The sequence below is a fragment of the Streptomyces sp. NPDC047515 genome (assembly GCF_040643055.1).
GTDB lineage: Bacteria > Actinomycetota > Actinomycetes > Streptomycetales > Streptomycetaceae > Streptomyces.
Map to the genome: position 1 here is coordinate 78847 of NZ_JBEYTM010000013.1, position 25570 is coordinate 104416.

General features: G+C 70.8%; 23 protein-coding genes. 12 read left to right on the forward strand and 11 right to left on the reverse strand.

Going from position 1 to position 25570, the window contains the following annotated elements; all coding sequences use genetic code 11:
* Positions 1-178 precede the first annotated feature (178 nt).
* The 3 genes from ABZ826_RS14015 to ABZ826_RS14025 form a co-directional block, all read right to left on the reverse strand.
* Positions 179-1234: a type III polyketide synthase gene (locus ABZ826_RS14015; RefSeq protein ID WP_361446813.1), complete on the reverse strand. Its 1056-nt coding sequence runs from the start codon at positions 1232-1234 to the stop codon at positions 179-181.
* A gap of 483 nt (positions 1235-1717) precedes the next feature.
* Positions 1718-2923 (reverse strand): cytochrome P450, encoded by a 1206-nt coding sequence (locus tag ABZ826_RS14020; RefSeq protein WP_361446815.1) that lies wholly within the window; start codon positions 2921-2923, stop codon positions 1718-1720.
* A gap of 247 nt (positions 2924-3170) precedes the next feature.
* Positions 3171-4172, reverse strand: a complete 1002-nt coding sequence (locus ABZ826_RS14025) for a DUF1259 domain-containing protein (protein ID WP_361446817.1) — start codon at positions 4170-4172, stop codon at positions 3171-3173.
* 346 nt (positions 4173-4518) lie between these two features.
* On the opposite strand from ABZ826_RS14025, the gene ABZ826_RS14030 reads away from it, so the two are divergent.
* Both ABZ826_RS14030 and ABZ826_RS14035 read left to right on the forward strand, forming a co-directional pair.
* The gene (locus ABZ826_RS14030) at positions 4519-5724 is read left to right on the forward strand and encodes a DUF2786 domain-containing protein (protein ID WP_361446819.1); all 1206 of its coding nucleotides are present in this window, start codon (positions 4519-4521) and stop codon (positions 5722-5724) included.
* 137 nt (positions 5725-5861) lie between these two features.
* The gene (locus tag ABZ826_RS14035; protein ID WP_361446821.1) at positions 5862-8015 is read left to right on the forward strand and encodes an FUSC family protein; all 2154 of its coding nucleotides are present in this window, start codon (positions 5862-5864) and stop codon (positions 8013-8015) included.
* Between the two features lie 19 nt (positions 8016-8034).
* Here ABZ826_RS14035 and ABZ826_RS14040 read toward each other — a convergent pair whose 3' ends face one another.
* Complete coding sequence (locus ABZ826_RS14040; protein WP_361446823.1) at positions 8035-8502, reverse strand: hypothetical protein; 468 nt, start codon at positions 8500-8502, stop codon at positions 8035-8037.
* A gap of 253 nt (positions 8503-8755) precedes the next feature.
* On the opposite strand from ABZ826_RS14040, the gene ABZ826_RS14045 reads away from it, so the two are divergent.
* Positions 8756-8998 (forward strand): DUF397 domain-containing protein, encoded by a 243-nt coding sequence (locus ABZ826_RS14045; protein WP_266746995.1) that lies wholly within the window; start codon positions 8756-8758, stop codon positions 8996-8998.
* Between the two features lie 74 nt (positions 8999-9072).
* Here the strand turns inward: ABZ826_RS14045 and ABZ826_RS14050 are convergent, their stop codons facing one another.
* Entirely contained in the window at positions 9073-9570 is a 498-nt protein-coding gene (locus ABZ826_RS14050; RefSeq protein WP_361446826.1) for an ATP-binding protein, read from the reverse strand.
* A gap of 326 nt (positions 9571-9896) precedes the next feature.
* On the opposite strand from ABZ826_RS14050, the gene ABZ826_RS14055 reads away from it, so the two are divergent.
* The 6 genes from ABZ826_RS14055 (at position 9897) to ABZ826_RS14080 (ending at position 15382) form a co-directional block, all read left to right on the forward strand.
* Complete coding sequence (locus ABZ826_RS14055) at positions 9897-10778, forward strand: helix-turn-helix transcriptional regulator (RefSeq protein ID WP_361446957.1); 882 nt, start codon at positions 9897-9899, stop codon at positions 10776-10778.
* 54 nt (positions 10779-10832) lie between these two features.
* Complete coding sequence (locus ABZ826_RS14060; RefSeq protein ID WP_361446828.1) at positions 10833-12290, forward strand: aldehyde dehydrogenase family protein; 1458 nt, start codon at positions 10833-10835, stop codon at positions 12288-12290.
* A 99-nt stretch (positions 12291-12389) separates the two neighbouring features.
* Positions 12390-12941 carry a DinB family protein gene (locus ABZ826_RS14065; protein ID WP_361446959.1) on the forward strand — a complete coding sequence of 184 codons (552 nt, stop codon included), beginning with the start codon at positions 12390-12392 and terminating at the stop codon, positions 12939-12941.
* Positions 12942-12959: 18 nt separating this feature from the next.
* The gene (locus ABZ826_RS14070) at positions 12960-13601 is read left to right on the forward strand and encodes a PadR family transcriptional regulator (protein WP_361446830.1); all 642 of its coding nucleotides are present in this window, start codon (positions 12960-12962) and stop codon (positions 13599-13601) included.
* A gap of 78 nt (positions 13602-13679) precedes the next feature.
* Complete coding sequence (locus ABZ826_RS14075) at positions 13680-14627, forward strand: ATP-binding cassette domain-containing protein (RefSeq protein ID WP_361446832.1); 948 nt, start codon at positions 13680-13682, stop codon at positions 14625-14627.
* Positions 14624-15382 (forward strand): ABC transporter permease, encoded by a 759-nt coding sequence (locus ABZ826_RS14080; protein ID WP_361446834.1) that lies wholly within the window; start codon positions 14624-14626, stop codon positions 15380-15382. Before ABZ826_RS14075 ends, ABZ826_RS14080 begins: the two co-directional genes overlap by 4 nt.
* A 16-nt stretch (positions 15383-15398) precedes the next feature.
* On the opposite strand, the gene ABZ826_RS14085 is transcribed toward ABZ826_RS14080, so the two are convergent.
* From ABZ826_RS14085 to ABZ826_RS14095, 3 genes are all read right to left on the reverse strand, one after another.
* Positions 15399-16823, reverse strand: coding sequence for a glutamate decarboxylase (locus tag ABZ826_RS14085; protein ID WP_361446836.1), 1425 nt, complete (start codon positions 16821-16823; stop codon positions 15399-15401).
* A gap of 71 nt (positions 16824-16894) precedes the next feature.
* Positions 16895-17518 carry an NAD(P)H:quinone oxidoreductase gene (gene wrbA / locus ABZ826_RS14090; RefSeq protein ID WP_361446961.1) on the reverse strand — a complete coding sequence of 208 codons (624 nt, stop codon included), beginning with the start codon at positions 17516-17518 and terminating at the stop codon, positions 16895-16897.
* Between the two features lie 203 nt (positions 17519-17721).
* A complete protein-coding gene (locus ABZ826_RS14095; protein WP_361446838.1) occupies positions 17722-19041 on the reverse strand; it encodes an ion channel protein in 1320 nt (439 codons plus the stop codon).
* Positions 19042-19178: 137 nt separating this feature from the next.
* On the opposite strand from ABZ826_RS14095, the gene ABZ826_RS14100 reads away from it, so the two are divergent.
* Positions 19179-19937 (forward strand): MerR family transcriptional regulator, encoded by a 759-nt coding sequence (locus ABZ826_RS14100; RefSeq protein WP_361446840.1) that lies wholly within the window; start codon positions 19179-19181, stop codon positions 19935-19937.
* Positions 19938-19998: 61 nt separating this feature from the next.
* Here the strand turns inward: ABZ826_RS14100 and ABZ826_RS14105 are convergent, their stop codons facing one another.
* A complete protein-coding gene (locus ABZ826_RS14105; protein WP_361446842.1) occupies positions 19999-20364 on the reverse strand; it encodes a YbjQ family protein in 366 nt (121 codons plus the stop codon).
* A gap of 146 nt (positions 20365-20510) precedes the next feature.
* On the opposite strand from ABZ826_RS14105, the gene ABZ826_RS14110 reads away from it, so the two are divergent.
* Complete coding sequence (locus ABZ826_RS14110) at positions 20511-21209, forward strand: VTT domain-containing protein (RefSeq protein ID WP_361446844.1); 699 nt, start codon at positions 20511-20513, stop codon at positions 21207-21209.
* 26 nt (positions 21210-21235) lie between these two features.
* Here the strand turns inward: ABZ826_RS14110 and ABZ826_RS14115 are convergent, their stop codons facing one another.
* Together ABZ826_RS14115 and ABZ826_RS14120 are read right to left on the reverse strand one after the other, a co-directional pair.
* A complete protein-coding gene (locus ABZ826_RS14115) occupies positions 21236-22945 on the reverse strand; it encodes a threonine/serine exporter family protein (protein ID WP_361446846.1) in 1710 nt (569 codons plus the stop codon).
* 255 nt (positions 22946-23200) lie between these two features.
* Positions 23201-23695 (reverse strand): inorganic diphosphatase, encoded by a 495-nt coding sequence (locus ABZ826_RS14120; protein ID WP_003968257.1) that lies wholly within the window; start codon positions 23693-23695, stop codon positions 23201-23203.
* 86 nt (positions 23696-23781) lie between these two features.
* Between ABZ826_RS14120 and dacB the strand changes: the two genes are divergently transcribed.
* Complete coding sequence (gene dacB, locus ABZ826_RS14125) at positions 23782-25284, forward strand: D-alanyl-D-alanine carboxypeptidase/D-alanyl-D-alanine-endopeptidase (protein ID WP_361446848.1); 1503 nt, start codon at positions 23782-23784, stop codon at positions 25282-25284.
* The last annotated feature ends 286 nt before the right edge of the window (positions 25285-25570 follow it).

Sequence of the window (25570 nt, forward strand, 5' to 3'; positions counted from 1 at the left end):
CTCGCGCGGCGCGGTCCGCACCCCGCCGCGCGAGGCTCCACCCCGCCCCGTCCTGCCCTTCCCGCCCGGTGCCGGGGCCCGTCCCCGGATCCCCGGGCCCCGCCGGTCCTCGTATGCCGGGGCCCGTCCCCGGATCCCCGGGCCCCGCCGGTCCTCGTATGCCGGGGCGGGCCGAGGCCTAACCGGCGTCCGTCGTCCAGGTGCCCAGGGAGATCTCGGCGGTGATGCCGGGGCCGAAGCCGGCCATCAGTCCGCGGTGGCCGTCGAGGGCCGAAGCCTCGTCGAACATCCGGCCGAGGGCGTCGAGCACCACCGCGCTGGCTATGTTGCCGTACTCGGTCAGCGTGGCCCGGCTGAAGCGGAACGCTTCGGGCGGCACGTCGAGGAAGCGGCTCAGATCGTCCAGGATGCGCGGGCCGCCCGCGTGGATGATGTAGAAGTCCAGCTTGCCCGCGTTCCACTGGTGTTCCTCCGCCACGGCGTTCAGGGCCGGAGCGAGGGGCTCCATGGTTCCGGGCACCCGTTTGTCGAGCTGGAAATGGAACCCGGTGGATCGCACCGCGTAGGAGATCCAGTCCTCGGTGTCCGGAATGATGAACGAGCCGTTGCGTTCCAGGCGGACCCCGGTGCCGCCGTGGCCCCGCAGCACCACGGCGGCTATGCCGTCGCCGAACAGGCCGTTGGACAACAGGGATCCGACACCCACGTCGGTGGGCTGGTAGCACAGCGAGCAGAACTCGCAGGCGACGACCAGCACATTGGTGTCGGGGTAGGCCCTGCAGAAGTCGTGGGCCCGGTTGACCGCCGCACCGCCCGCCGCACAGCCGAGTTGGGCGATCGGCAGCTGGCGCGTCTCCGGGCGGAAGCCCATCTCTCCGATGAGCCACGCCGTCGGCGGAGGCATCATGAAGCCGGTGCAGGAGACGTACACGATCAAGTCGATCTGCCGCGGCTCCACTTCGGCCTGGTCGAGTGCCTGGCGCACCACCGCCGGCACCCGGGCCTTGGTGTGCTCCTCGTACGTGATGCTGCGGGCGTCGAAGCCCGGGTGCTGCAGCACCTTCTCGATGGGCTGGATCAGATGTCGTTTCTGCACCCCGGTGTGTTCGATGAGCCGAAGCACCAGGTCGATCTGCGGATGGTCGCCGTGCAACCGTCGTGCCAGCTCAAGGGTTTCCTCGTTGCTGATGACGTACTCGGGAACCGCGATGGCCGGCTTGCAGAGAACCGCCATGGAACTCCTCCTAGCGGACTTGGTCCACGCCGCCGGGCCCGGGGCGGTCACGGGGGCGTCCGCCGACGCGGGAACGGCCACCACGGCCCCGTACGCGCGGCGCGGGACAGGGCCTCGGTGGATTCCTGCGCCGGGTTCGGTACCCCTGGAACGGGCGCGGACGGGCCGACCGTCGAAGACTGAGTTCTAGCCGTTCGTGGGCGGATGTCTGATCGGTCATTGATCGGACGTTGATCCGCCACGGCTGGGTGGCCGTCGGAACCACGTTACGGCAGGCCGATCGGGGCCGCATGTCGAGCCGGTGCGGGCGGGGCGCCGAAGCGCGGCAGGGCGCCCGACACCCCGGGACCGTGCCGGGTTGCCGGGCGCCCTGCCGCGACTCGTCATCGAGGACGGTCGCACCTCCGCGCGCGCAGGTTCGGTGCGCTGCCGGACCGCCCCTGTCACCGCGCGGAGGTCCGGTGCGCAGCCGGACCGCCTCTGTCACCAGCTGACGGGCAGTTCGACGGGGTAGCGCCAGATCGAGGTCTTGTTCCAGCGCACCTCATCGGCCGGTGTCGCCAGCTTCAGAGCGGGGAAGCGCTTCAACAGGGTCCCGATGGCGACCTGGAGCTCCGTGGCGGCGAGCGGCGCGCCGAGACAATGGTGTCCGCCCCAGCCGAATGTCATGTGGGACGGATTCTCGCGCTCCAGATCCAGCTCGTCGGGCCGGTCGAACTTGCGTGGGTCGCGGTTGGCCGTCAGATAGGAGACATGCACGATGTCGCCTTTCCGGATCCTCACCCCGCTGAGCTCCACGTCCTCGGTGGCGACCCGAGGGATGCCGACGCCCTTGCGGAAGGGGATGAAGCGCAGCAGCTCCTCCATGGCCTGCGGGAGCATGTCGGGTCGCTCGCGCAGCATCGCGAGCTCGGCGGGCCTGGTGAGCAGTGTGTAGGAGATGTTCCCGAGCTCGTACGTGGTGGTGTCCTGGCCGGTGATCAGCAGGACCATGGCCATGACGGTCAGTTCCTGGTCGTTGAGGATCTCGTCCCCGTCGCGCGCCGTGGCCAGCGCGCTGATCAGGTCGTCGCCCGGGTTCGCGCGCCGCTGTGCCGTCAATGTCTGGAAGTAGGCGCGGAGTTCGGCCTTGGACCGGATCGCGTTGTCCCGGTTCTCGACCGTCGTGTCCATCATGGTCCGGGCGTGGGCGCGCAGTTGCGCGCGGTCGGACTCGGGAATGTCGAGGACTTCGCAGATGGTGGTCAGGGGAAGTGGGGCCGCCAGGTGCTCGAAGAGGTCGGCGGGGGCGCCGTGCTCCTCCATCCGGTCGAACAGCTCGTCCACGACGTGCTGGGTGCGCACTTTCATGCGCTCCATGTGACGCGGCGCGAAGCCCTTGGAGATCAGGCTCCGCAGCCGGCTGCTGCCCGGCGGGTCCATCACGTTGATGGCTTCGTCCTGGACGATCGGCTCAGGGGTCATGCGCGGAAAGTTCCGGCCGATGATGGCGCTCCGGCTGAAGCGCCGGTCGGTGGTCACCGTGCGCACGTCGTCGTAGCCGGTGACGAGCCATGCCTCGCCGTCACCGTGCGGCAGCCGGATGCGGGAGACGGGTTCTTCGGTCATCAAGTGCCTGAGCACCGGGTCGAATTCGAGGGCCTCGGCGTAGTCGAACGGGCAGTACCGTGCGTCGGCGACTGGTTCCATACGGAGCTCCAGAGAGGGATCTGACGGATGGTTCGGGGAATGGGCGGGCTGGACGGGACATGAGTGCCCGGTCGTCCGCACGGACACGCGCCGCTCCGGGCCGATTGGTCCATCTGAAGAACGGATTCGGCGGCCGGGGTCGCTGGACCGGCGCAATCGGTCCGGCGGCCCCGGCCGACGGGGACGGCGGGGCCCGGTGGGCGCGGCAGTCGGGGAGGGCCGACGCGTCCGGCGCGAGGTGCCGCTCTCAGGCGGACGGTACGACGTCGGTGGCGTCCACCGCGGGGCGCAGCGCCCGTGCCAGTTCGACGCCGTCGCCCACGGCCCAGAAGTGGGTGAAGAACAGGCGGGGGTCCTCCGCCAGGTGGTGGTTGTGCAGCTCGACGAGTTCGATCCCGCCGCGTCGCAGGGCCTTCAGTACGTGCGGAACCTCGGCGGCGAGCATGGCGCAGTCGCCGCTGAGTGCGGCACGCCCGCCACCCAGCGGCTGGAAGTTGAACGCGGTGGTCGACCCCAGACCGGGCGGCAGGATCAGATCGCCGTCCGCGATGGTCTCGCGCCGGACGAAGATGATCTTGTAGAGCCCGTCCTCGACGGAACCCTTGGCACCGAGTGTCGCCTCCATGCCCGCGACGTCCAGGTCCACCGTGGTCGCGGGGCCGGGCGGCACGGCGGGCGGGGTTCCGGTGCGGTCGAATCCGGCGCGCAGACCGCGGGCCAGGGCCACCGCGTCGTGGTTGTGCGCGTGGACATGGGTCCACCAGAGGTCGGGGATCTGGGAGAGCAGGTGCTTGTGGAGCGCGGTCTGCTCGATTCCGTGCGCCTGCCAGGCGTCGGTCACCTGCTGCAGTTCCTTCTCGGTGACCACCACGTCGCCCATCAGCATCGTGGAGCCGTCGGCGTAACGGACGAAGGCCACGTGCGTGCCCAGCGCGAGCCCCGGTGTGACGAGGACGCCTTTGGAGACCACCTGGAGGTCCCGTCGGGGGAAGCCCGTGTGGTACGTCGTTCCGCGCAGCATGTTGCCGCTGCGGCCCAGCGCTCTCGCCACGCCCGCCCAGTCCGCCAGGTCGGTCCGCACCGGCTTGATCCGCCCGGTGTGCCCCGTCCCGGGCATCTTCGCGGGCAGGGCGCGAGCGGCGGCGGGCCCTGCCGCGGTCAGCACCGGTGCGAGCGCGGCGGCGGCCAGTACCCGCCGCCGCGACGGGATCGCCCGTGCGCGAGTGTCCTGCTGCCGGTCTCCAGTCATCACTTGATCGCCTCCATGGCGAGATGAAAGCACGCGAAACCTGGATAAAAGGATGAAAGCGGATGCATCGTCAGCGGGTCGGGCTGGATGGACCAATCGCACCGCCCGGCCCGGCCGGGGCGCTCCACCGGGCCAGGCGCCCCGCGCGGTGGTCGCTCGGGAGTTCGACATCCACAGGGCGTGGACGGACAGGTCCACGTCCGGCCTCCGCCGTGGACGGCCCGCACCGCCTCGCCGGCGGCCGGGGTTCAGAGCCCGCCGGACTGCACGGTCACGGCCGCCGGCGCCCGTCCACGGGTGCGGGGCCAGGCGTACCGCGCCGCATCGCCCTGCCTACCCTGACCTCATGGAACCGGTGATCGACCAGGCATTCGCGGCGGCCCTCTACTCGGACGGCGACGCCGGTCTCGACACCGGCGCCTCCCTCCTGGCCGCCCACCCCGCGGTCGACGCCGAACTGCACCGGCGCGGTGAGGAGTTCGTCCGCCGGGCCTGGGAGCGCGGCTGGCTCCCCGCCGATGTCGTACGCATCGTCCGCCGCGAACTCGACGAGACAGCCGTGGGGCTCGTCGCCGGGCTGATCGGCTCGGAGACCGGACGGTACGAGCGGCTGCCGCCCCGCTGGCGCTCCCAGCTCGACGGGCTGCCCGCCGCGCCGGCCCGGAACCGGCCCGACCGGTTCTCCTACGCCTCCGCCCTTCTCGGCCTGTACCGGCTGCTGCTCCGGCTCCCCGCCATCGAACCGGTCGGTCCGCCGCCCGGCACCCTTCCGCACGGACTCCGTCTGCCGCCCGCGCACGACGAACCCCGGATGCTGACCCGGATCCGTGCCCTGCTCGCCAAGGCGGAGGCGACCGGTTTCCCCGAGGAGGCGGAGGCCCTCACCACCAAGGCGCAGGAGCTGATGGCCCGGCACTCCATCGACGAGGCCCTGCTCGCCGCCCGTACCCACAGCAAGGAGGCGCCCGGGGCGTGCCGGATCGGGGTCGACGCCCCGTACGAGACGGCGAAGGCGATCCTGCTCGACGCGGTCGCCTCCGCGAACCGCTGCCGCGCGGTGTGGAACGGCGACCTCGGCTTCTCCACGGTGGTCGGCTTCGATCCGGATCTGGACGCCGTGGAACTGCTGTACACCTCCCTGCTGGTCCAGGGCACGGTGGCGATGACGAAGGCGGAGGCGGGCCAGCGGGCCGGTGGACGCAAGCGGACCAAGACGTTTCGGCAGTCCTTCCTGATGGCGTACGCCCAGCGCCTGGGCAGCCGGCTCGCCGCCGACGCCGCCCGTGTCACCGCGGATGCCGAGGCCGAGGAGGCCGGCACCGCCGCCCGAGCCGGAACCGCGGGGTCCGCGACCCCCCACCTGCTCCCGGTCCTCGCTGCCCGCGACATGGCGGTCGCGGACACCGCCGGGCGGATGTTCCCCGAGACCACGACCACGCGCGTCCGGGGCGCCACGGACCTGGACGGATGGACCCACGGAACGGCCGCCGCGGACCGGGCGAGGACGGGCGGGAACGGGCCGGGGATCGACGGCGGGCGCGGGAGCCGGTAGGCGCCTCGGGCGCCGCCTCGGTGCCGTCGGCCGTTTTGGGGCCGTACCGGCGGTTCCATCGGCCGGCCCTCCGGCGGACTTCCCGATAGCTATATGGGCAATTCGGGCTTATTGACTGTTCCGGCTAGGCTCTGGACATGAGCTGGCTCCGGGCGCTGAAGGAGACGGCCCGCTCGGGGCTGACGATCGAGCGGCGGCGTCTCGAACCGCTCATCGCGATCCGCGGTGCGGTCGGTCTCGCCCTCGTCATCGGGGTCGGCCTCGCGTTCTTCGGGCCCGTCGTCGCCGCGAGCTCCGCGTTCGGCGCGTTCCAGGCGGCCATCGCCACGTTCCAGCGCAGCTGGCGACCCCGGCCCGTCCTCGCCCTGGTCTCCGGGGCGAGTCTCGCCGTATCGACGTTCCTCGGCTATCTCACCGGCTCCCACGCACTGCTGTTCCTGGCCCTGCTGGTGCTCTGGACGTTCCTGGCGGGCCTGGCCTGGGCGGCGGGGCCGACGGGCGGGATCATCGCGTCGTCGAACGTGGCGATCATGCTGGTGACGGTCACCCTGCCCACCTCCGTCGCGAACTCGGCGGTGCACGCCGCGATGATCCTGTTCGGCGGCGTGGTGCAGGCCGCGCTGATCGTCCTGTTCCCGGTACGGAGATGGGGTGCCCAGCGCGACGCCCTCGCCGACGCCCTGGCCGCCGAGGCCGACTACGCGCGGCGGCTGCGCCACGACCCGCTCGCCGCCTTCGACCCCGTACCGCTGATGAAGGCCCGCAGCGCCGCCGCCGTCACGCCCTGGCAGTCCCGCCGCCGACCGCCCGAACTGCGTGGCTCCCGGGGCGTGGCCGAACGGATCAGGCCGGTGCTCGCCTCGCTCGCGGACCCGGCGATGGGCGTGCCGGCCGAGGGACCGGAGCGGGACCGGGTCCGCGAACTCCTCGCCGCCGCCGGATCCGTACTCGACTCGGCGGCACGCGCGATCCGCCACGGCGACCCGGTGAAGCTCTCCCCGTCCGCGGTGGCCGTACTGAAGACCCCCGACACCGGTTCCCTCCTCGCCGGCCCGCCCCGCCGCGCCGCCGACCGGCTCGGCGCGCTGCTCTCCGACGTCATCGAGACGGCCGAGGGGGCGGGGACGAAGGAGGAGGACGCCGAGGCCGAGGAGGCCGCCGAGGCCATCAAGGCCACCGGGGAGGAGACGCCCGGCGCCCCGCACCGCCGCCGCCCCACTCTGCTGCGGCTGGTCCCGGTCGTCGCGCGGGCGATGCGGGCCGAACTGCGTCCCGGTTCGCCGATCCTGCGGCACGCCGTCCGGGTCGCCGTCGTCGTCGCCGTGGGCTATCTCATCGGTGTCTCGCTGCCGTTCGGCCACGGCTACTGGGCGCCCATGGCGGCCGTCATGGCGATGCGGCCGGAGTTCTCCCAGACGTACGGGCGTTCCGTGGCCCGCTTCGGCGGGACGATCGTCGGGGTCTCGCTCGCCACCGCGATCGTCCAGACCGCCCACCCCGGCGTGACGTCGTCCGCGCTGCTCGCCGTGGTCTGCGCCCTGCTGATGTATCTGCTGATGCGCACCGGATACGTCGTCGGCCAGGTGTGCGTCTCCGCGTATGTCGTCTTCCTGCTCGGCATGGCGGGCGAGGCCTGGTCGCAGACCGTTTTCGAACGGGTCGTCCTCACCCTCGTCGGCGGCCTGCTCGCGATGATCTCGTACGCCGCCTACCCGGCCTGGGAGACCCCGAGGCTCCGCGGCAGGCTCGGCGACTGGCTGAAGGCGGACGGGCGGTACGCCGCCTCGGTCGTCGACCAGTACGCCGATCCGGCCGAGCGCGGACACGACGACGTCCGTTCCGCCCTCCTCGACACCCGCGAGGCGCGTGTGGCCTGGCAGGAGGCGCTGGCCACCGCCCAGCACGAACCGGTGCGCAACCGCGGCCTGTCCCGTGCCGCCGCCGACGACACCCAGCACGCCCTCGCCCAGCTCGGCCGGATCGCGATGCTGCTGGAGGCCCACCTCCCGTGCGGCGGCGCCACCCCCGTACCGGCCGCCGCGCGCCTGGCCGAGGCGCTGCGCCGGGCCACCGAACAAGGGGCGAAGGAGGTGCGGGAGCGGCGCGTACCGGACTGGGCGGAGGTGCGCGAGGTGCTGGAGGCGTGGGACGCGCGGCAGCGGACGGGCGAAGGCGGGGCGGACGCGTTCGTACGGAGCGGGGCCGGTCTCCTCCTCGAAGCCCTGGAGGAGTTCTCCCGGGGGCTGGACGGGACGTCGAAGCCGGCCCGGCCCCGGGACCGGGCGGACTGACGGGCGGCGCGGTCGGCCGTCAGGGGGTCGGCAGGCCCGGCAGACCCGACGGGATCGCTCCCGGTTCGGTCTTGGCCAGGGTGTCCTCCGTCCCGCCGTCCCAGGACACCTTGACGGTCTTGCCGTCGATGGACACGACCGACCCCGTGGTGCGGGCGGTGTCGCCGTCGGCGCACTTCAGGGCCAGCGTCACCCTGCCCGTCTCCTTCACGGTGCCCGTGCAGGCCTGCTGCTCGGTGACGAGCACGGCCTTCCCGGACGCGACGGACAGGATCACCGCTTTGCCGTCGGTCTTTCCGGCCCAACCGCCTTCCAGCGCCGCGGCGTCGGCCCCGGCGCCACCGCCGCCCGAGGCCGGGCCGGCCTTCCCGGCGTCGGAGCCGCCGCCCGGGTCGCTCTTCTCGCTGCCGCTGCCGCAGCCCGTCAGTGCGACGGCGGTGACGATTCCGGCGATGATTACGCCGCCGGTGCGTAGGACGGTGTGCACGTGGAATTCCCCCTCGTCGACGAAAGACCGCGCCAAGCTACCAGCGCGAGTCCCGGGGATGGGGTGCCCGGCTCGGGGTAGACGGAGCCAAACGGGCCTCCCGCGCGTCTATGCATACGCCGTAAAGCTGTAATCACGGGAACACCCCGCGTGCACGTGCATCCGCGCATGCATCTGCTCATGCAGGGATATTTGAACAGAGCTATGATCCGAGACTGTTGACACTTGCACCTTGCAACTCGGGGAGCGTCCTGTGCACCACGTGTACAACGGCATGGCGGCCACAGAGCTTCGCGGAGTCGTCTGGCAGAAGAGCAGACACAGCAACTCCCAGGGATCCTGCGTGGAGTTCGCGAAACTGCCCGGCGGGGATGTGGCGATGCGTAATTCACGCCACCCCGACGGGCCTGCCCTGGTCTATACGCCCGCCGAGATAGAGGCACTGCTTCTCGGGGTGAAGGACGGGGAGTTCGACCACCTCATAGCGGGCGGCTGACCGAATCCCCGGGCCGGCGTCCGGCCCGGCCCGCCGTGATCCGCCGGTGACGGCCAAGCGCCGGGCGCACGCCGTCAGTTGTCGGCCAGCCGGAACAGCGCCCAGACCACCTTGCCGCGCGGCGCCGCCGCGGTGTTCAGGTGCTCGGCCCCCAGGGCGGGGGAGGGGTGCCAGCCCCAGGAGTCGCTGAAGGACTCCACCAGGAAGAGACCGCGGCCCGATTCCGCCGAGTCGGCCGCCTCGGAGGCGACGGGGCTCTCCTGGCTGGGGTCGCGCACGGCGCACACCAGGCGGGAACTCCAGCGCATCAAGTGCAGCCGTACGGGCGCTTCCTGGAAGTCCGGTGCGGCGTCCCCGGGCAGGGCGTGCCGCAGGGCGTTGGTGACGAGCTCGGAGACGACCAGTACGACGTCGTCGAAGCGCTCGTTCAGCCCCCAGCCGTTCAGCGTCTTCCTGGTGAACCGCCGTGCCCCGCCCACGGCTTCGTAGCGGGCGGGCAGTGTGCAGGTGGCCGAGCCGGAGACGGCTGAGGGATCGATGGGGGGAAGCCCCTGCCTTAACGGCTCGAGCATCGTCGATCCATTCGTCCCCATGCGAGGCACTCCCGGGATTCGCGGCTGTATCGGTACTACGGGGTACAGCGGCACAACACGAACGAGCACGCAGGTGCGCGAGAGCCATGGTTCCGAATGCGCAGGGCAGATGCAAGGGCAGATGCACGTGCACGCGCCGGACCTGTCCGAACCCGTGCCGGTTCTTGGTCATTTCTTCCTGCGTGTATTTTCGTAGCTTTCCGTGGGCCTGCTCATTTCCGTAATCGAATGAGTACGGGCTGAAGCGTTTTGGTGGCAGAATCCGGCACTTGGGGTTCAGGGGGAGCCCCGGTGTCCAGGAAGCGATGGGGAGGATCGGGCCAGTGGCGGCAGGCGAGTCGAGTGGATCTGTGGTGCGGCGCATCCTGCTGGGCTCACAGCTCAGGCGGCTGCGCGACTCCCGGGGGATCACCCGGGAGGCAGCCGGCTACTCCATCCGGGCTTCCGAGTCGAAGATCAGCCGCATGGAGTTGGGACGGGTGAGCTTCAAGGCCAGGGATGTCGAGGATCTGCTCACGCTCTACGGCGTCACGGACGATGCGGAGCGCGACGCCCTGCTCGGTCTGGCCCGTGAGGCCAACATGGCGGGCTGGTGGCACAGTTACGGAGACGTGTTGCCCGGATGGTTCCAGACCTACGTCGGTCTGGAGGGAGCGGCGTCGCTCATCCGGGTGTACGAAGTCCAGTTCGTCCACGGCCTGTTGCAGACCGAGTCCTACGCGCACGCGGTCGTCGCCCGGGGCATGGGCGACGCCCCCGCCGTCGAGATCGACCGCCGCGTCGCGTTGCGGCTGGAGCGCCAGAAGGCCCTCGTCTCCGAACGTGCACCCCGCTTCCACGCCGTACTGGACGAGGCGGCGTTGCGCCGGCCGTACGGCGACCGTGAAGTCATGCGCGGACAATTGCGGCATCTGATCGAAATGTCGGAACAGCCCAACATCACTCTTCAAGTGATGCCCTTCAGTTTTGGCGGGCATGCCGGAGAGAGTGGTTCTTTTACGATGCTCCGATTCCCCGAATCGGATCTGTCGGACATTGTCTACTTGGAGCAGCTGACAAGTGCGCTCTATCTGGACAAGGCCGAAGAAGTCGCTCAGTACGAAAAGGCCATGGTGCGGCTGCACGAGGACAGCCCCGGCCCCGAGGAGAGCCGCGATCTGCTCCGTGGTCTACTCCAACTCACCTGATTCATCAGTACGATGGCGGTTCGACGGGAGTCTGCACCTGAGTTAAGGGATCGCATGTCCTTCTTCTACGAGCTGGCCGACCAGTACATCGACGGTGAGTGGCGGACCGGAACCGGCTCGTGGGACATCATCGATTTCAATCCCTACAACGGGGAGAAACTCGCCGCGATCACCATCGCGACCGCGCACGAGGTCGACCTCGCCTATCGGGCCGCCGAGCGTGCCCAGCGGTCCTGGGCCACCATCGGCCCGTACGAGCGCCGCGGGGTTCTGGAACGTGCCCTGGACGTCATCGGGGAACTGCGCGACGAAATCGTCGAGGCGATCGTCGACGAACTGGGCGGAACCCGTCTCAAGGCGGAGTACGAGGTCCGGGTCGCCGAGGAATTCCTGCGCGACGCGATCCATCGGACGCTGCGCCCCCGAGCCCGCATCCTGCCCTCCCCGGCGGACGGCAAGGAGAATCGTCTCTACCGCGATCCGGTCGGCGTCATAGGGGTCATCAGCCCCTTCAACTTCCCTTTCCTGGTGGCGATGAAGTCCGTCGCGCCGGCCCTCGCGCTCGGCAACGCGGTCGTCATCAAGCCCAATCAGAACGCCCCGGTCGTCGGCGGCGGGCTGATCGCCAGGATCTTCGAGGACGCGGGCCTGCCCGCCGGGCTGCTCAACGTCCTGATCACCGATGTCGCCGAAATAGGGAACGCGTTCATCGAGCATCCTGTACCCAAGGTGATCTCCTTCGCGGGCACGGACCGCGTCGGCCGCCACGTCGGCGCGATCGCGGCCGGGCACTTCAAGCGGACGATCCTCGAACTCAGCGGCAACAGCGCCCTGGTGGTGCTGGACGACGCGGACATCGACTACGCGGTCGACGCGGCCGTCTTCAGCCGCTTCGTGTACCAGGGGCAGGTCTGCATGGCGGCCAACCGCATCCTGGTGGACCGCGGTGTCGAGCGGGAGTTCACCGAGAAGTTCACCGCCAGGGTGGCCGCGCTGAGGACCGGTGACCCGCGTGACCCGGGGACCCACATCGGTCCGGTCATCAGCACCTTCCAGGCGGACGCCCTGACCGCCCTGGTCGACCAGGCGCTCGCCGAGGGGGCCACCGCGCTCGTGCGGGGCGGGACCCGCGGCAACCTCGTCGAGCCGACCGTGCTCACCGGACTCCCCGAGGGCTCCCCGCTGTTGTCCCAGGAGATATTCGGCCCGGTGGCGCTGCTGGTGCCGTTCGACGGCGAGGACGATGCCGTACGCATCGTCAACGACACCCCGTACGGGCTGAGCGGCGCCGTGCACACCCGCGGCGCCGAACGCGGAGTGCGGTTCGCGCAGCGGGTCGTCAGCGGCATGTTTCATGTCAACGACTCCACCGTCCAGGACGATCCGCTGGCCGCCTTCGGCGGCGAGAAGGCATCCGGGATCGGCAGGCTGAACGGCGAGGCGACCGTCCGTGCCTTCACCACCGAGACGTGGATGTCCATTCAGCACGGCCGGAGCGCGTTCCCCTTCTGACGCGCCGTTCCGCCGCGTCGAGGACAGAAGCTGACCGCAAGGGTCCGTAGCTTGGTCGGTGTCAAGAAGAAACCGGCACAGCTCACCGAGGCGGTCATCATGGTCACTCACGTTCCCGCGGAGAACTCCGGCGACGAGCGCGGCGCGCTCCTCTCCTTCGTCGAGGCGCAGCGCGGCGCGATCCGGCGCTCGCTCATCGGGCTGACCGAGGAGCAGGCGGCGAGCCGGCCCAGTGCCAGCGGACTCTCCCTCTCCGGGCTGCTCAAGCATGTCGCCGAGGGTGAGCTGAACTGGCTGCGGATGGCCCAGCAGCGACCGAGCGAGACCTCACGGAACGAGGAGACCTGGGCGGACAGCTTCCGGCTCGTCGGCGACGAGACGGTGGAGCGGATGCTGGAGTTCTGGGACGGCGTCGCGGTCGAGGTCGAGAAGTTCATCCGCTCGGTGCCCGGCCTGGACGACACCTTCCCGCTGCCCGACGCGCCCTGGTTCCCGAAGGAGGGGCGGGTGTCGATGCGCTGGCTGCTGCTCCATCTCGTCGAGGAGCACGCCCGGCACGCCGGGCACGCCGACATCATCCGGGAGTCCCTGGACGGCCGTACCGCGTTCGAGTTGGTGGCCGAGGCGGGCGGCTACGCTGATCAAAGTTGAATAGAAGGGGTGCGTGACATGTCCGCGATCCGGCTGCTGGTCCTCTGTGCCGTGCGTCAGCACGGCCGGGCGCACGGCTATCAGGTCCGCAACGACCTGGAGTACTGGGGTGCGCACGAGTGGTCCAACGCCAAGCCCGGGTCGGTCTACCACGCGCTGAAGCAGATGGCGAAGCAGGGACTGCTGATCGCCCACGAGACCGCTCCGAGCACGGCGGGCGGCCCGCCCCGTACCGAGTACGAGATCACCGAGCGGGGCAACGAGGAGTACCTCGCGCTGCTGCGCGCGGCGCTGACCTCGTACGACCAGAAGCTGGACGTGCTGTCGGCGGGGCTCGGCGGCATCGTCGACCTGGAGCGGGCCGAGGTGGTGGCGCTGCTCAAGGAGCGGGTGGCCGGTCTCGCGGCCTGGCGGGCCTCGGTCACCGAGTACTACACGCCGGAGGCCGGGCCGGGGTCGCTCGGTCACATCGGCGAGATCATGAACATGTGGGTCCACTCGGCGGACGCCGGGGCGGAGTGGACGCGCGGGCTGATCGCGCGCATCGAGGGCGGCGCCTACACCTTCGCGGGGGAGGGTGAACCCTTCATCGGCGTGCTTGCCGAGGGGCAGGAGAACCCGTACGCGACGGGCGTCCCGGATCCCGGCGACGACGAGTAATCAAGTTTGATGAATGAGATCGGCGGCGTTACCTTCGATCCCGCTAGTCAAATTTGACTACGGGAAGGTGTGGGGACTTTGACCGACGCGATCGTTGTCGAAGGTGTGCACAAGCGCTACGGGGAGAAGCGCGCCCTGGACGGCCTGGACCTCACGGTCCGCCGCTCCACCGTCCACGCCGTGCTCGGCCCCAACGGCGCGGGCAAGACCACGGCCGTACGCATCCTGTCCACGCTGCTGCGGCACGACGAGGGCCGGGTCGAGGTGGCGGGGTTCGACGTGCGGGACCGGGCCGGCGAGGTCCGGCGCCGCATCGGGCTGCTCGGGCAGTACGCGGCGGTCGACGAGGAACTCGGTGGCCGGCAGAACCTGGAGATGTTCGGCCGGCTGTACCACCTGGGCGCCCGACGGGCGGGCGCGCGGGCGGACGAGCTGCTGGCCCGCTTCGGTCTCGCGGACACCGGCCGGCGGCCGGTGAGGCAGTACAGCGGCGGCATGCGGCGACGACTCGATCTGGCCGCCTCGCTGATCACCGACCCGGAGGTGCTCTTCCTGGACGAGCCGACCACCGGACTCGACCCGCGCGGCCGGGCCGAGGTGTGGTCGGCGGTGCGCTCCCTGGTGAGCGGCGGCACGACCGTACTGCTGACCACGCAGTACCTGGAGGAGGCCGATCAGCTCGCGGACCGGATCTCGGTGATCGACGCCGGGCGGGTGGCCGCCGAGGGGACGTCCGACGAGCTGAAGACGATGGTGGCCGGGGACCGCATCGGCGTCGTCGTCCGGGACGGGGCCCAACTGGCCGCCGTGGCACGGCTGCTGGGTGACGGTGCGGTCGTCGACGCGGACCGGCGGCTGATCGGGGCACCGGCGCCGGACCGGATGGCGGCCCTGACCCGGACCGTACGGGCCCTGGAGGAGGCGGGCATCGAGGCGGAGGACATCGCGGTGCGGCGCCCGACACTCGATGAGGTCTTTCTCTCGCTGACCGAGCGGAAGCCGGAACGCGCGGAGGTGGCGGCATGAGCGCGATGAGCTGGGCGGTATCCGACTCCTGGACGATGACTCGGCGCGAACTGGCGCACTGGGCGCGGCAGCCGGTGCGGATCGTCGTCGGACTGGTCTTTCCCGTGATGCTGCTGCTGATGTTCAACTACCTGGTGGGCGGCGGGCAGGGCGTCGACGGCGACAACACCGGGTTCCTGGTGCCCGGCATGCTCGCGCTCACCACGGCCTTCGGCCTGGAGTCCACCATGATCGCGGTGACCCAGGACCTCGACAAGGGCGTCATCGACCGGTTCCGCGCCATGCCGATGGTCTCCGGTTCGGTGCTGGTCGGCCGGAGCGTCGCGGACATGCTCCAGTCGGTGGCCGCGCTCGCCGTGATGACCGGCGTCGGTTACGCGGTCGGCTGGCGCCGGCACCACGGGCCGGCCGCGGCGATGGGGGCGGTGGGGCTGCTCCTGCTGCTGCGGTTCGCGATGCTGTGGACCGGCATCCAACTGGCCCTGGTGGCCGGGAAGCCGGAGCTGGCGCAGGCGGTGCAGATCCTGGTCTGGCCGGTCGGCTTCCTCTCCAATGTCTTCGCCACCCCCGAATCGATGCCGGGGTGGCTGGGTACGGCCGTCGAATGGAATCCGATGTCCGCCACGGCCACGGCGGTACGCGGCCTGTTCGGCAATCCGGGCGGGGCGGACGGCACCTGGGCGTCCGACCATGCCGAACTGCTCGCGGTGTTCTTCCCGCTGGCGGTACGGAGGTTCGCCCGGATCGGCCGCTGACCGCGGCGCCCGGCGCTCAGTGGTGGAAGGACGTCGCCGCCTGTTTGTCCCGGCTCAACGGGTGCGGCTGACGGCGCAGGTCGGGCAGGATCAGCCGGAGGTCCTCCAGCAGCAGCTCGGCGAGGTCCGACGAGAAGCCGTTGCGGCACACCACCCGCAGCACCGACAGGTCCTGCCGGTTGGCGGGGAAGGTGTAGGCGGGCACCAGCCAGCCCTGCTCCCGCAGCCGGCGGGACACGTCGAAGACGTCGTACGCCTCCACGTCCGGTGCGGTCGTCAGCGCGAAGACGGGCAACTGGTCGCCCTGGGTGAGGAGCTGGAAGTCGCCGAGCTTCCCGATCTGCTGCGCCAGCGCGGTCGCGACGTCCCGGGAGGCCTGCTGAACGGCCCGGTAGCCGTCCCGGCCCAGGCGCAGGAAGGTGTAGTACTGCGCCACCACCTGGGCGCCGGGCCGGGAGAAGTTCAGCGCGAAGGTCGGCATGTCGCCGCCCAGGTAGTTGACCCGGAAGACCAGCTCCTCGGGCAGTATGGCGGGCGAGCGCCACAGCGCCCAGCCGACCCCCGGGTAGACCAGGCCGTACTTGTGCCCGGAGGTGTTGATCGAGGAGACCCGGGGCAGCCGGAAGTCCCACACCAGGTCCTCGTCCAGGAACGGCGCCACCATCGCACCGGACGCCCCGTCCACATGGACGGGGATGTCCAGGCCGGTGCGCTCCTGAAGGGCGTCCAGGGCCGCGCAGAGCTCCGCGATCGGCTCGTAGGAACCGTCGAAGGTGGAGCCCAGGATGCCGACGACGCCGATGGTGTTCTCGTCGCAGAGATCGGCCGCGGCCTGCGGGTCGAGATGGAAGCGGTCGCCCTCCATCGGGACCGGACGCGGCTCGACCTCCCAGAAGTTGCAGAACTTGTCCCAGCAGACCTGCACATTGATGCCCATGACCAGGTTCGGCCGGGCGGTCGCCGGGTAGCGGTCGGCGTTCCTGGCCGACCAACGGCGTTTCAGCGCCAGTCCGGCGAGCATGCAGGCCTCGCTGGAACCGGTCGTCGAACAGCCCACGACGGTCGAGGGGTCGGGGGCGTTCCACAGATCGGCGAGCATCGCCACGCACCGCCGTTCCAGCTCGGCGGTGCGCGGGTACTCGTCCTTGTCGATCATGTTCTTGTCGCGGCACTCGCCCATCAGCACCCCGGCCTGGGGCTCCATCCAGGTGGTGACGAAGGTGGCCAGGTTGAGCCGTGCGTTGCCGTCGAGCATCAGCTCGTCATGGACCAGGCCGTAGGCGGTCGAGGGCGGCATCGGCCCTTCGGGAAGCCGGTGCCGGGGCGGCGCCGACTCCATTCCGGCGATCGGGTCGGCCTCTCCGTAGAACGGGTTGAGGGCGAGCCTGCGGCGCTTCTCGGACGGCTCCGTGCCGTGGGGCGCACCCTTGTGGAGAGGCATCGGTGAACAGCCTTTCTCGGCTCTCGGCGGTCTTTTGCGAACCGCCACGGTCCGGTGGACGTGCGGTGCGTTCAGTTCTCGGCGGCGAGGCCGTCCTTGATGGCCCGGGTGAACCTCACGACGCGTTCGGCCTGGACCCGGGCGGCGGTCAGGGTCTGTTCACCGACCGGGATGTCGCCCTGGCCGGCCACGTGCGAAGTGCCGTACGGGTTCCCGTCGACGAACTTCGACGGGTCCGTGTAGCCGGGGGCGATCAGGATGCCGCCGAAGTGGTGGACCGTGTGGTAGAGCGCGAGCAGCGTGGACTCCTGGCCACCGTGCGCGGTGCTGGTGGAGGTGAAGCCGCTGTAGACCTTGTCGGCGAGACGGCCCGCCTGCCAGAGGCCGCCGAGGGTGTCGACGAACTGCTTGAGCTGGGAGGAGACGTTGCCGAACCGGGTCGGCGTACCGAAGATCACGGCGTCCGCCCAGAGCACGTCGTCGTGCGACGCCTCGGCGATGTCCGCGGTCGCCCGCGCGTTGGCGGCCCAGGCCGGGTTGGAGTCGATGGCCGCCTGCGGGGCGAGTTCACGGGCCCTGCGCAGCCGTACCTCCGCGCCGGCCTTCTCGGCGTCCTGCGCCATGGCCTTGGCCATCGTGGCGACCGTGCCGGTCGAGGAGTAGTAGATGACGGCGATGTTGACGGGCGTGGGCATCGCGGTGACCTCCGGCAGGGCCTGACGGGGCGTATCGGGGCATATCGGTACGGGGGAGACGATACGGATACCGGTGGCATCCGGCGCGTCGAGCGGGAGGGCCGGGCCGGAGGGGGGCGTACGCGCCGCCGTTCCGGGGCGAGTGGCTCGGTGCGTGCCGCCGTCCGGGGCGAGAGGGCCCGGGGTGCGTCGCCGCGCCGCGCTCACCTCAGCGGCGTACCGTCCTCGTGCAGTTGCATCTGCGGTCGCCCGGTCACCAGCAGCCAGGCCGGCAGCGAGGCGATGCACAGCATCGGGAGCACGGCCGCGCCGCCGACCAGCACCGCCGCGGTGAACAGGCTCAGCCAGCCCTGCCGGGTGACGGCCAGCAGTACGCCCAGCACGGCACACGACACCGCGAGCGCCACCGGCACCGAGGGGACCAGGGCGTGGGCGCAGAGCCCCAGTGCCACCCCCACGAAGACGGCGGGAAAGATCCGCCCGCCCCGGAAGCCGCAGGTCGCCGCGATCAGCAGCGCGGCCGTCTTCACCACGGCCATGCCCGCGAACTGCCCCGCCGACCAGCCGTTCGGGTCGGCGGCGAGCACCTTCACCTCGTCGAGCCCCTTGAACAGGGTGAGATGGCCGCCCAGTACCCCGAGCAGGCCGAGCAGCAGCCCGCCGAGGGTCAGCGCCAGGACCGGGTGCTTCAGGGCCCGGAAGCACCGGTGCGCATACGGGAAGGCGTACACCGCCGCCAGGCCCAGCACCGCACCCGCCAGGGCGATGACGACCGAGGAGAGCAGATCGCCCCAGTGCGGGTGGGTGTACGACGGCAGCGACAGGTCGAAGCTGGGGTGGGCCAGCAGCGTCATGGTGAGCGCGCCGGCGGTGCCCGCCGCGAGCGGGCCGAACAGCCGGTCCCAGAGCGCACCCGGTCCGGGGTGCGAGGCGAGCGTCTCGGAGAGGATCAGCGCGGCGGCGACCGGGGTGCCGAAGAGCGCGCCGATGGTGCCGGCCGCCGCCAGCGCGATCCACAGCTTCGCCGTCGTGCCGGGAGCGAACCGGCGGCCGAGCCAGTGGGCCAGCGCGATATTGGCGGCCGTGATCGGATTCTCCGGGCCGAGGCTGATCCCGCCCGCGAGCGTGAGGACGGTGACGAGCAGCAGTCCCGGAACCACGACCGGCGCGAGAGGCGGATCCACCAGCCCGGTGGTCGTCGGATCGGGACCGGCGTGACCGGGCACCACCCGGACGAGCAGCCCGACCACCAGCCCGCAGGCGGTGAGCATCACGATCGTCCAGAGCGAGGAGTAGCGGCCGATGGAGAGCGCGTCGGGGATCGTCCCCCAGAGCACGCCCTGAAGCTTCTCCGCGAGCAGGCTGATCCCGAGCAGGACGAGGGCCGAGGCGACTCCGACGGCCAGCGCGGGCACGATGACGGGCAGCAGCCGGTGTACCGGGGTGGTCTCGGTGCGAGCGGTTTCGGCGGGTGGCGGCCCGACGGGAGGGATTTCGGCGGGTGGGGGAGAATCTGTGGCCATCGGCTCACCATAACGACACAAAAGTGGCATAACCCCTCCAATGGCGCCGGAGGCGGTGGTGTTTCGGACTTGCACCTCACGTCACGTCAGGACTCAGGCTCGGTACGAACCGGAAACGGAGAAGGGAGCGGGGAGTCGTGGACTACTCCGTGGGACAGGTCGCCGGATTCGCCGGGGTCACGGTGCGCACCCTGCACCACTACGACGGCATCGGACTGCTCTCGCCCGGCGGGCGCAGCCACGCGGGCCACCGCCGTTACGACGACGACGACCTCGACCGGCTGCAGCAGATCCTGTTCTACCGGGAGCTCGGCTTCCCGCTCGACGAGATCGCGGTACTGCTCGACGACCCGGCCGCGGACCCGCAGGAGCACCTGCGCCGTCAGTACCGGCTGCTGACCGACCGGATCGCCGAGCTCCGGAAGATGGCCGCCGCCGTCGAAACAGCCATGGAGGCACGGAAGATGGGCATCAACCTCACGCCCGAGGAGAAGTTCGAGGTCTTCGGGGGCAAGGACCCCGAGGAGCACGCGGAGGAGGCCGAACGCCGCTGGGGCGGCACCGCCGCCTACGCCGAGTCGCAGCGCCGGGCCGCCCGCTACACCAAGGACGACTGGAAGCGGATGCAGGCGGAGGTCGCCGACTGGAGCGCCGCCTACGACGCGTTGATGGAGGCCGGTGAACCGGCCACCGGTGAACGGGCGATGGACCTGGCCGAGGCCCACCGGCTCCACATCACCCGGTGGTTCTACGCGTGCACGCCCGAGATCCACCGGGGTCTCGGCGAGATGTACGTGTCCGACCCGCGGTTTCGCGCGTACTACGAGTCGATGCGGCCGGGCCTGGCCGAACACCTGCGGAACGCGATCGACGCCAACGCGGAGCGCCTCTTGTAACCCGCGCACGCACGGCCGGCGCGGAGGTGGGGACGCTGCCCGCCCCCGTGCCGGCCGTCGCTCAGATCTTGCTGATCACGGCCGCCGTACCGTACGCGCAGACCTCGGTGCCCACATCGGCCGCCTCGGTCACGTCGAAGCGCATCATCAGGACCGCGTTGGCGCCCCGCGCCCTGGCCTGTTCGACCAGCCGCTCCATCGCCTGGTTCCGGGTCTGGACGAGCGTCTTGGTCAGTCCCTTCAACTCGCCGCCGATCATGGACTTCAGCCCGGCGCCGATCTGGCTGCCGAGGTGGCGGGAGCGCACGGTCAGACCGAACACCTCACCGACCACCCGGGTCACCTGGTAGCCCGGTACATCGTTCGTGGTGACGACCAGGACATCCGACTGGTCCGCCTGCCCGCCGCCGAAATCCTCGATATTCATCGTGTGGTACCTCCTGGAGAGAGCTTTGTCCCGGTTGGCCCGGTGCGTATTTTCGCGGGAGCCACTGGAACCCGGGGACATCATCCTGCGTTGATAGCTTTGGGCGGCCACGCAGCCGCCATCGAACGATCCAGGAGCCCGGACCCTTGAATACGCTTGCGCTCGGACCGAGCTGGCTGGACCCGGACTATCTCATCAACACCTTCGGACTCCCCGGCGTCCTCCTCATCGTCTTCGCCGAGTCCGGACTGCTGATCGGCTTCTTCCTGCCCGGTGACTCCCTGCTGTTCACCACGGGGCTGCTGGTGACCACGGGCCAGCTGAAGTCTCCGCTCTGGCTGGTCTGTGTCCTGGTGGCGCTGGCGGCGATCATCGGCGATCAGGTGGGCTATCTCTTCGGCCGCAAGGTCGGCCCGTCGCTCTTCAAGCGCCCGGACTCCCGCCTCTTCAAGCAGGAGAACGTCGAGAAGGCGCACGAGTTCTTCGAGAAGTACGGGCCGAAGTCGCTGATCCTGGCCCGCTTCGTGCCCATCGTGCGTACGTTCACGCCGATCATCGCCGGTGTGAGCCGGATGAACTACCGCTCGTTCATCACGTTCAACATCATCGGCGGGGTGCTCTGGGGCGTCGGGGTCACGCTGCTCGGCGCCGCGCTCGGCAAGATCGAGTTCGTGCACCAGAACATCGAGGCGATGCTCATCCTGATCGTGCTCATCTCGGTGGTGCCGATCGCGATCGAGTTCCTGCGGGCCCGCTCCAAGTCGAAGAAGGAGGCGGCGGCGGTCGGCGGCGGCGAGGGCCAGAGCCCGGTCGCCGGCCAGCGCGGCCGCCACGCCAAGCGCTGACCCGGAGCCGGTACCCGGCATCCGGCTCAGAAGCCGCGCGTCCGTTTGGCCGCGCGGCGGTTCGCCCCGCCGACCGCCCCCGGCACCCGCATGAACAGCCGGGAGATCTCGCTTCCCAGGTTGACCCCGATCGCGATGGCCAGCGCCGTCGCGACGGCGGTCGACAAGGAGGCCAGCCCGGCGTTCACATTGCCCTGCGCCATGCCCAGCAGGCCGAAGTACGTGGAAGAGCCGGGCAGCAACGGGCCGATCGCCGCCGTGATGAACGGCAGTGACGAGGTGTACCGGTAGCGCGCCAACAGCTGCCCGAACAGGCCCACCAGGCCGGCCGCCGTCGCCGTCGCCAGCACCGGTGAGATATGGCCGGTCCTGGCCATCGCACCGAAGATCACCCACGCCACGGCGCCGTTGAGGGACACCGCCAGCACCGTGGAGCGTTCCTGCTGGAGCAGGATCGCGAACGCGAGACAGAGCGCCATCGACGCCAGGATCTGCACCACGGGCCGGTCCGGGGCGAAGAACCGGGTCCCGGGATTCAGCTCGGCGCCCAGCTGCACGCCCAGATACAGCACGAGCAACACGCCGACGACGATGCCGATGAACAGGTACATGACTTCGAGCAGCCGTGCGGCGGCGGTGATGTAGAAGCCGGTCAGCCCGTCCTGCACGCCCGCCACCAGGGCCCGCCCCGGCAGCAGCGCGAACAGCCCACCGGTGATGACCGCGGACGGCCGCACGTCCGACCAGTGGGTCAGCGTCAGCGCCACACCCAACGCGGCGGGAGGCATCGCCGCCACCACGAACTGGTAGAACTCCGGCAGCCCCCGCCCGGCACAGAGCCAGGCGAGCCGGTCGCCGAGCATCGCGCCGATCGCGGCTACCACGAACACCAGCGCACCGCCGCCGACCAGCACCGATGCCGCACCGGCGAGTCCGCCGCCGGCCAGCGTCAGCACCCAGCCGGAGTACGGATGCCGGTTGCGCCGGATCTCCGCCAGGCGCCGGTACGCCTCCTCCAGCGAGACCTCGACATCCTCGGTGGTGATGTCGTCGATGAGCCGGAAGACGGCGGCCAGCCGGGTGTAGTCGGTGCCACGACGGCGTACGGTACGGCTGGCCGTCACCGGGTCGTCGACCAGCGAGGGCTGGTGCGAGATCGACAGCAGGGTGAAGGTGACGGTGGGCTCGCTGCGATCCAGCCCGTAGCTGCGGGTCACCGCGAACATCGCCGCCTCGACGTCCTCGGCACCCTCGCCGCCGGCGAGCAGCAGCTCGCCGATGCGTAGCGTCAGGTCGAGCACGCGTGGCACCGCGGGGCCCGTCTCGTCGGACTTCTGCACCGGCTCGGGCGCCGGGCGCTCGGCGACCGGCATCCGCAGCATCGTGCGCATCCGGTCCTGCCAGGGGGCCTCCTTGGTCAGCCGGATCATCGGGCTGCCGTGCGCCGGGGTGAAGGCGGGCGGTGAGTGCTGGGCGCTGTAGGTGCGCGGCGGGGCGAAGGCGGAGCCGATCGTGTCCGAGCCCGAACCCGTGGTCTGGCCGGAACCGGAACCCGAAGCGGAGCCCGTTCCCTGGGGTTCGGTTGTCAGACCAGCCGGAATGGCGAACTCCGATGTCGGCTGGTCGTCCTCGGACGCGGACGTGCGCCGTCCCACCCCGGTCGGCGGGAGGAAGGCGCTGCGCGCCTCGTCGGACTGGGGCTTCTGGTCCTCCGGACCGCCCGGTTCCGCCACCACTCGGTCTCGCTCCTCATCGGCTGCGCGTCTTCGGTTGCGCTTGTGCCCAGTATGGCCACGGGCAAGTATGCGGAAGCGAGGCGGGCGGGATCACGGGGCGCACGAACCCGCGGGCCGGACCGGTACGCGACCGGGACGGGCGGGCGTGCGGAACGGGCGGCACCCCATCGAGTGGAGTGCCGCCCGGTTCCAGCACGGAACCGTAAGCGGAACCGTGCGACGTACCTCGGCCGGAATCCGGCCGTGACCCTCGGGTCAGTGCGCGCCGCCCTGCGCCTCAAGGCGCTTGTAGGAGGCCTCGATCTCGGCCTCGGCCTCGGCGCGTCCGACCCAGTCCGCACCCTCGACGGACTTGCCGGGCTCCAGGTCCTTGTAGACCTCGAAGAAGTGCTGGATCTCCAGGCGGTCGAACTCCGACACGTGGTGGATGTCGCGCAGGTGCTCCACCCGGGGGTCGGAGGCCGGCACGCACAGCAGCTTGTCGTCGCCGCCGGCCTCGTCCGTCATCCGGAACATGCCGATGGCGCGGCACTTGATGAGGCAGCCGGGGAAGGTCGGCTCGTCCAGGATGACCAGCGCGTCCAGCGGGTCGCCGTCCTCGCCGAGGGTGTTCTCGACGAAGCCGTAGTCCGCCGGGTAGCTGGTCGAGGTGAAGAGTCGACGGTCCAGGCGGATCCGACCGGTCTCGTGGTCCACCTCGTACTTGTTCCGCGAACCCTTCGGGATCTCGATGGTGACGTCGAACTCCACGGGTGGCTCCTCCATGATCAACACATACGACTGGTGATTAAGTGTCCCCCACGCAGATGTGTGCTCGCGAAAGGGGCTGGTCAACGGTGGACGAGCCGGTGAAGAGACCGTCGGTCGACCCGCTGGGCAAACTGAGCAGGCTCACCCGGCAGAGTGGCGTGATCAGGTTGAGGGGACTGAGCGATCGGCAGTTCACGGCCGTCTCCGCGGGCCTCGGCCTGGCACTCGCGGCCGGCGTCGTCCTTGCCGCCGGCCCCTGGGACTCGGGTCAGCGTAAGGCCGAGCAGGACTGGGCCGCCGCCCGGAGCCGCACAGGTGGCGTACATCACGGATCCGGCACACCGTCCGGACCGGAACCCGCACCCAGCGCCCCGGCCGTCCTCCAGCCCCTCTCCGCCGCGGTCGACAACTCCGCGCCGGACGCGCGCGACACCCCGAACGGCGCGGCGGCCGCCCTCCGCACCACCCTCGGACCGCTGCTGAAGGCCCCCGCCCTGGGGACCGTGCGCAGCGCCGTCGTCATCGACACCACCACCGGCGAGCGGCTGTACGGCCAGGGTGCCGACACGCCCATGACGCCCGCCTCCACCATCAAGATCGCCACCTCGGTCGCCGCCCTGAGCGCGCTCGGCCCCGGTCACCGCATCGCCACGACGGTCCGGGCGTCCCCCGACTCCCGCGGCCTCACCCTGGTCGGCGGCGGCGACCCCACCCTCGACAAGGCCGCGCTGCGCGCCCTGGCCGCCGGCACCGCCCGCGCCCTGAAGGACCGCGGCGTGACATCGGTCCGTCTCGCGTACGACACCTCCCGCTACGCCGGCCCCGCACGGCACCCGATCGGCCCCAACGAGAACATCGCCCCCGTCAGCGCCCTGATGACCGACGAGGGCAGGCTCGACAGCAGCGACAGCGGACCCGCCCCCCGCAGCGACGACCCGGCCGGCGACACCGCCCGGACCTTCGGCGAACTGCTCGACGAAGCCGGGATCGCCACCCGGTCCGACCCGGTGCGCGGCCGGCCGGCCGCCAAGTCCCGGACGGTCGCCACGCATCTGTCGGTCCCGCTCTCCGCTCTGGTCGAACGGGCCCTGACCAACAGCGACAACGACATCGCCGAGGCACTCGCCCGGCAGACCGCCCTGGCCACGGGCGAACCGGCCGACTTCGACGGCGGCCGACGGGCCGTCACCGCACAGCTCAAGAAGCTCCGCCTGCCGCTGACCGGTGCGAACTTCGCCGACGGCAGCGGGCTGAACCGCAAGGACAAGGTCACCGCCGGACTGCTGGCCGGTCTCCTCGCCCGCGCCGCCGACCCGGACCACCCCGAGCTGCGCCCCGTCCTCACCGGCCTCCCCGTGGCCGGATTCACCGGCACCCTCAGCGGCCGGTACGACGAGAAGTCCGACGGCACCGGCCTGATCCGGGCCAAGACCGGCACCCTCACCGGCGTGAACTCCCTCGCCGGGACGGTCGTCGACCGGCGGGGCCGACTGCTCGCCTTCGCCTTCCTGACATCCGGTACGACATCCCCGTCCGAGGCCCAGTCCTCCCTCGACGCACTCGCCACCGGTCTCAGGTCCGTCCGGTGATCCCCGGCAGGTGCGCGGCGCCGGCCTTGTCCAGGGCCCGAGCCTGAACCTGCTCCGGGTGATCCCCGGCGGGTGCGCGGCGCCGGGCACGGCACCGCGCCGCGTCACCGCAACGCCCGAACGCCGTCCGCACACGGGCGCCCTCCGCCTCGCGTGGATCCGGTCGCCGGGCGTTCCCCGGCCCGGTGCGCATCCGATGCGTGAGCGCCCCCGTGCCGCGCGGCGCACCGCGTCCGACGCCCCTCGGGAATCCACCGGGGAGCACCGGACGACCCTCGGCGCCGGT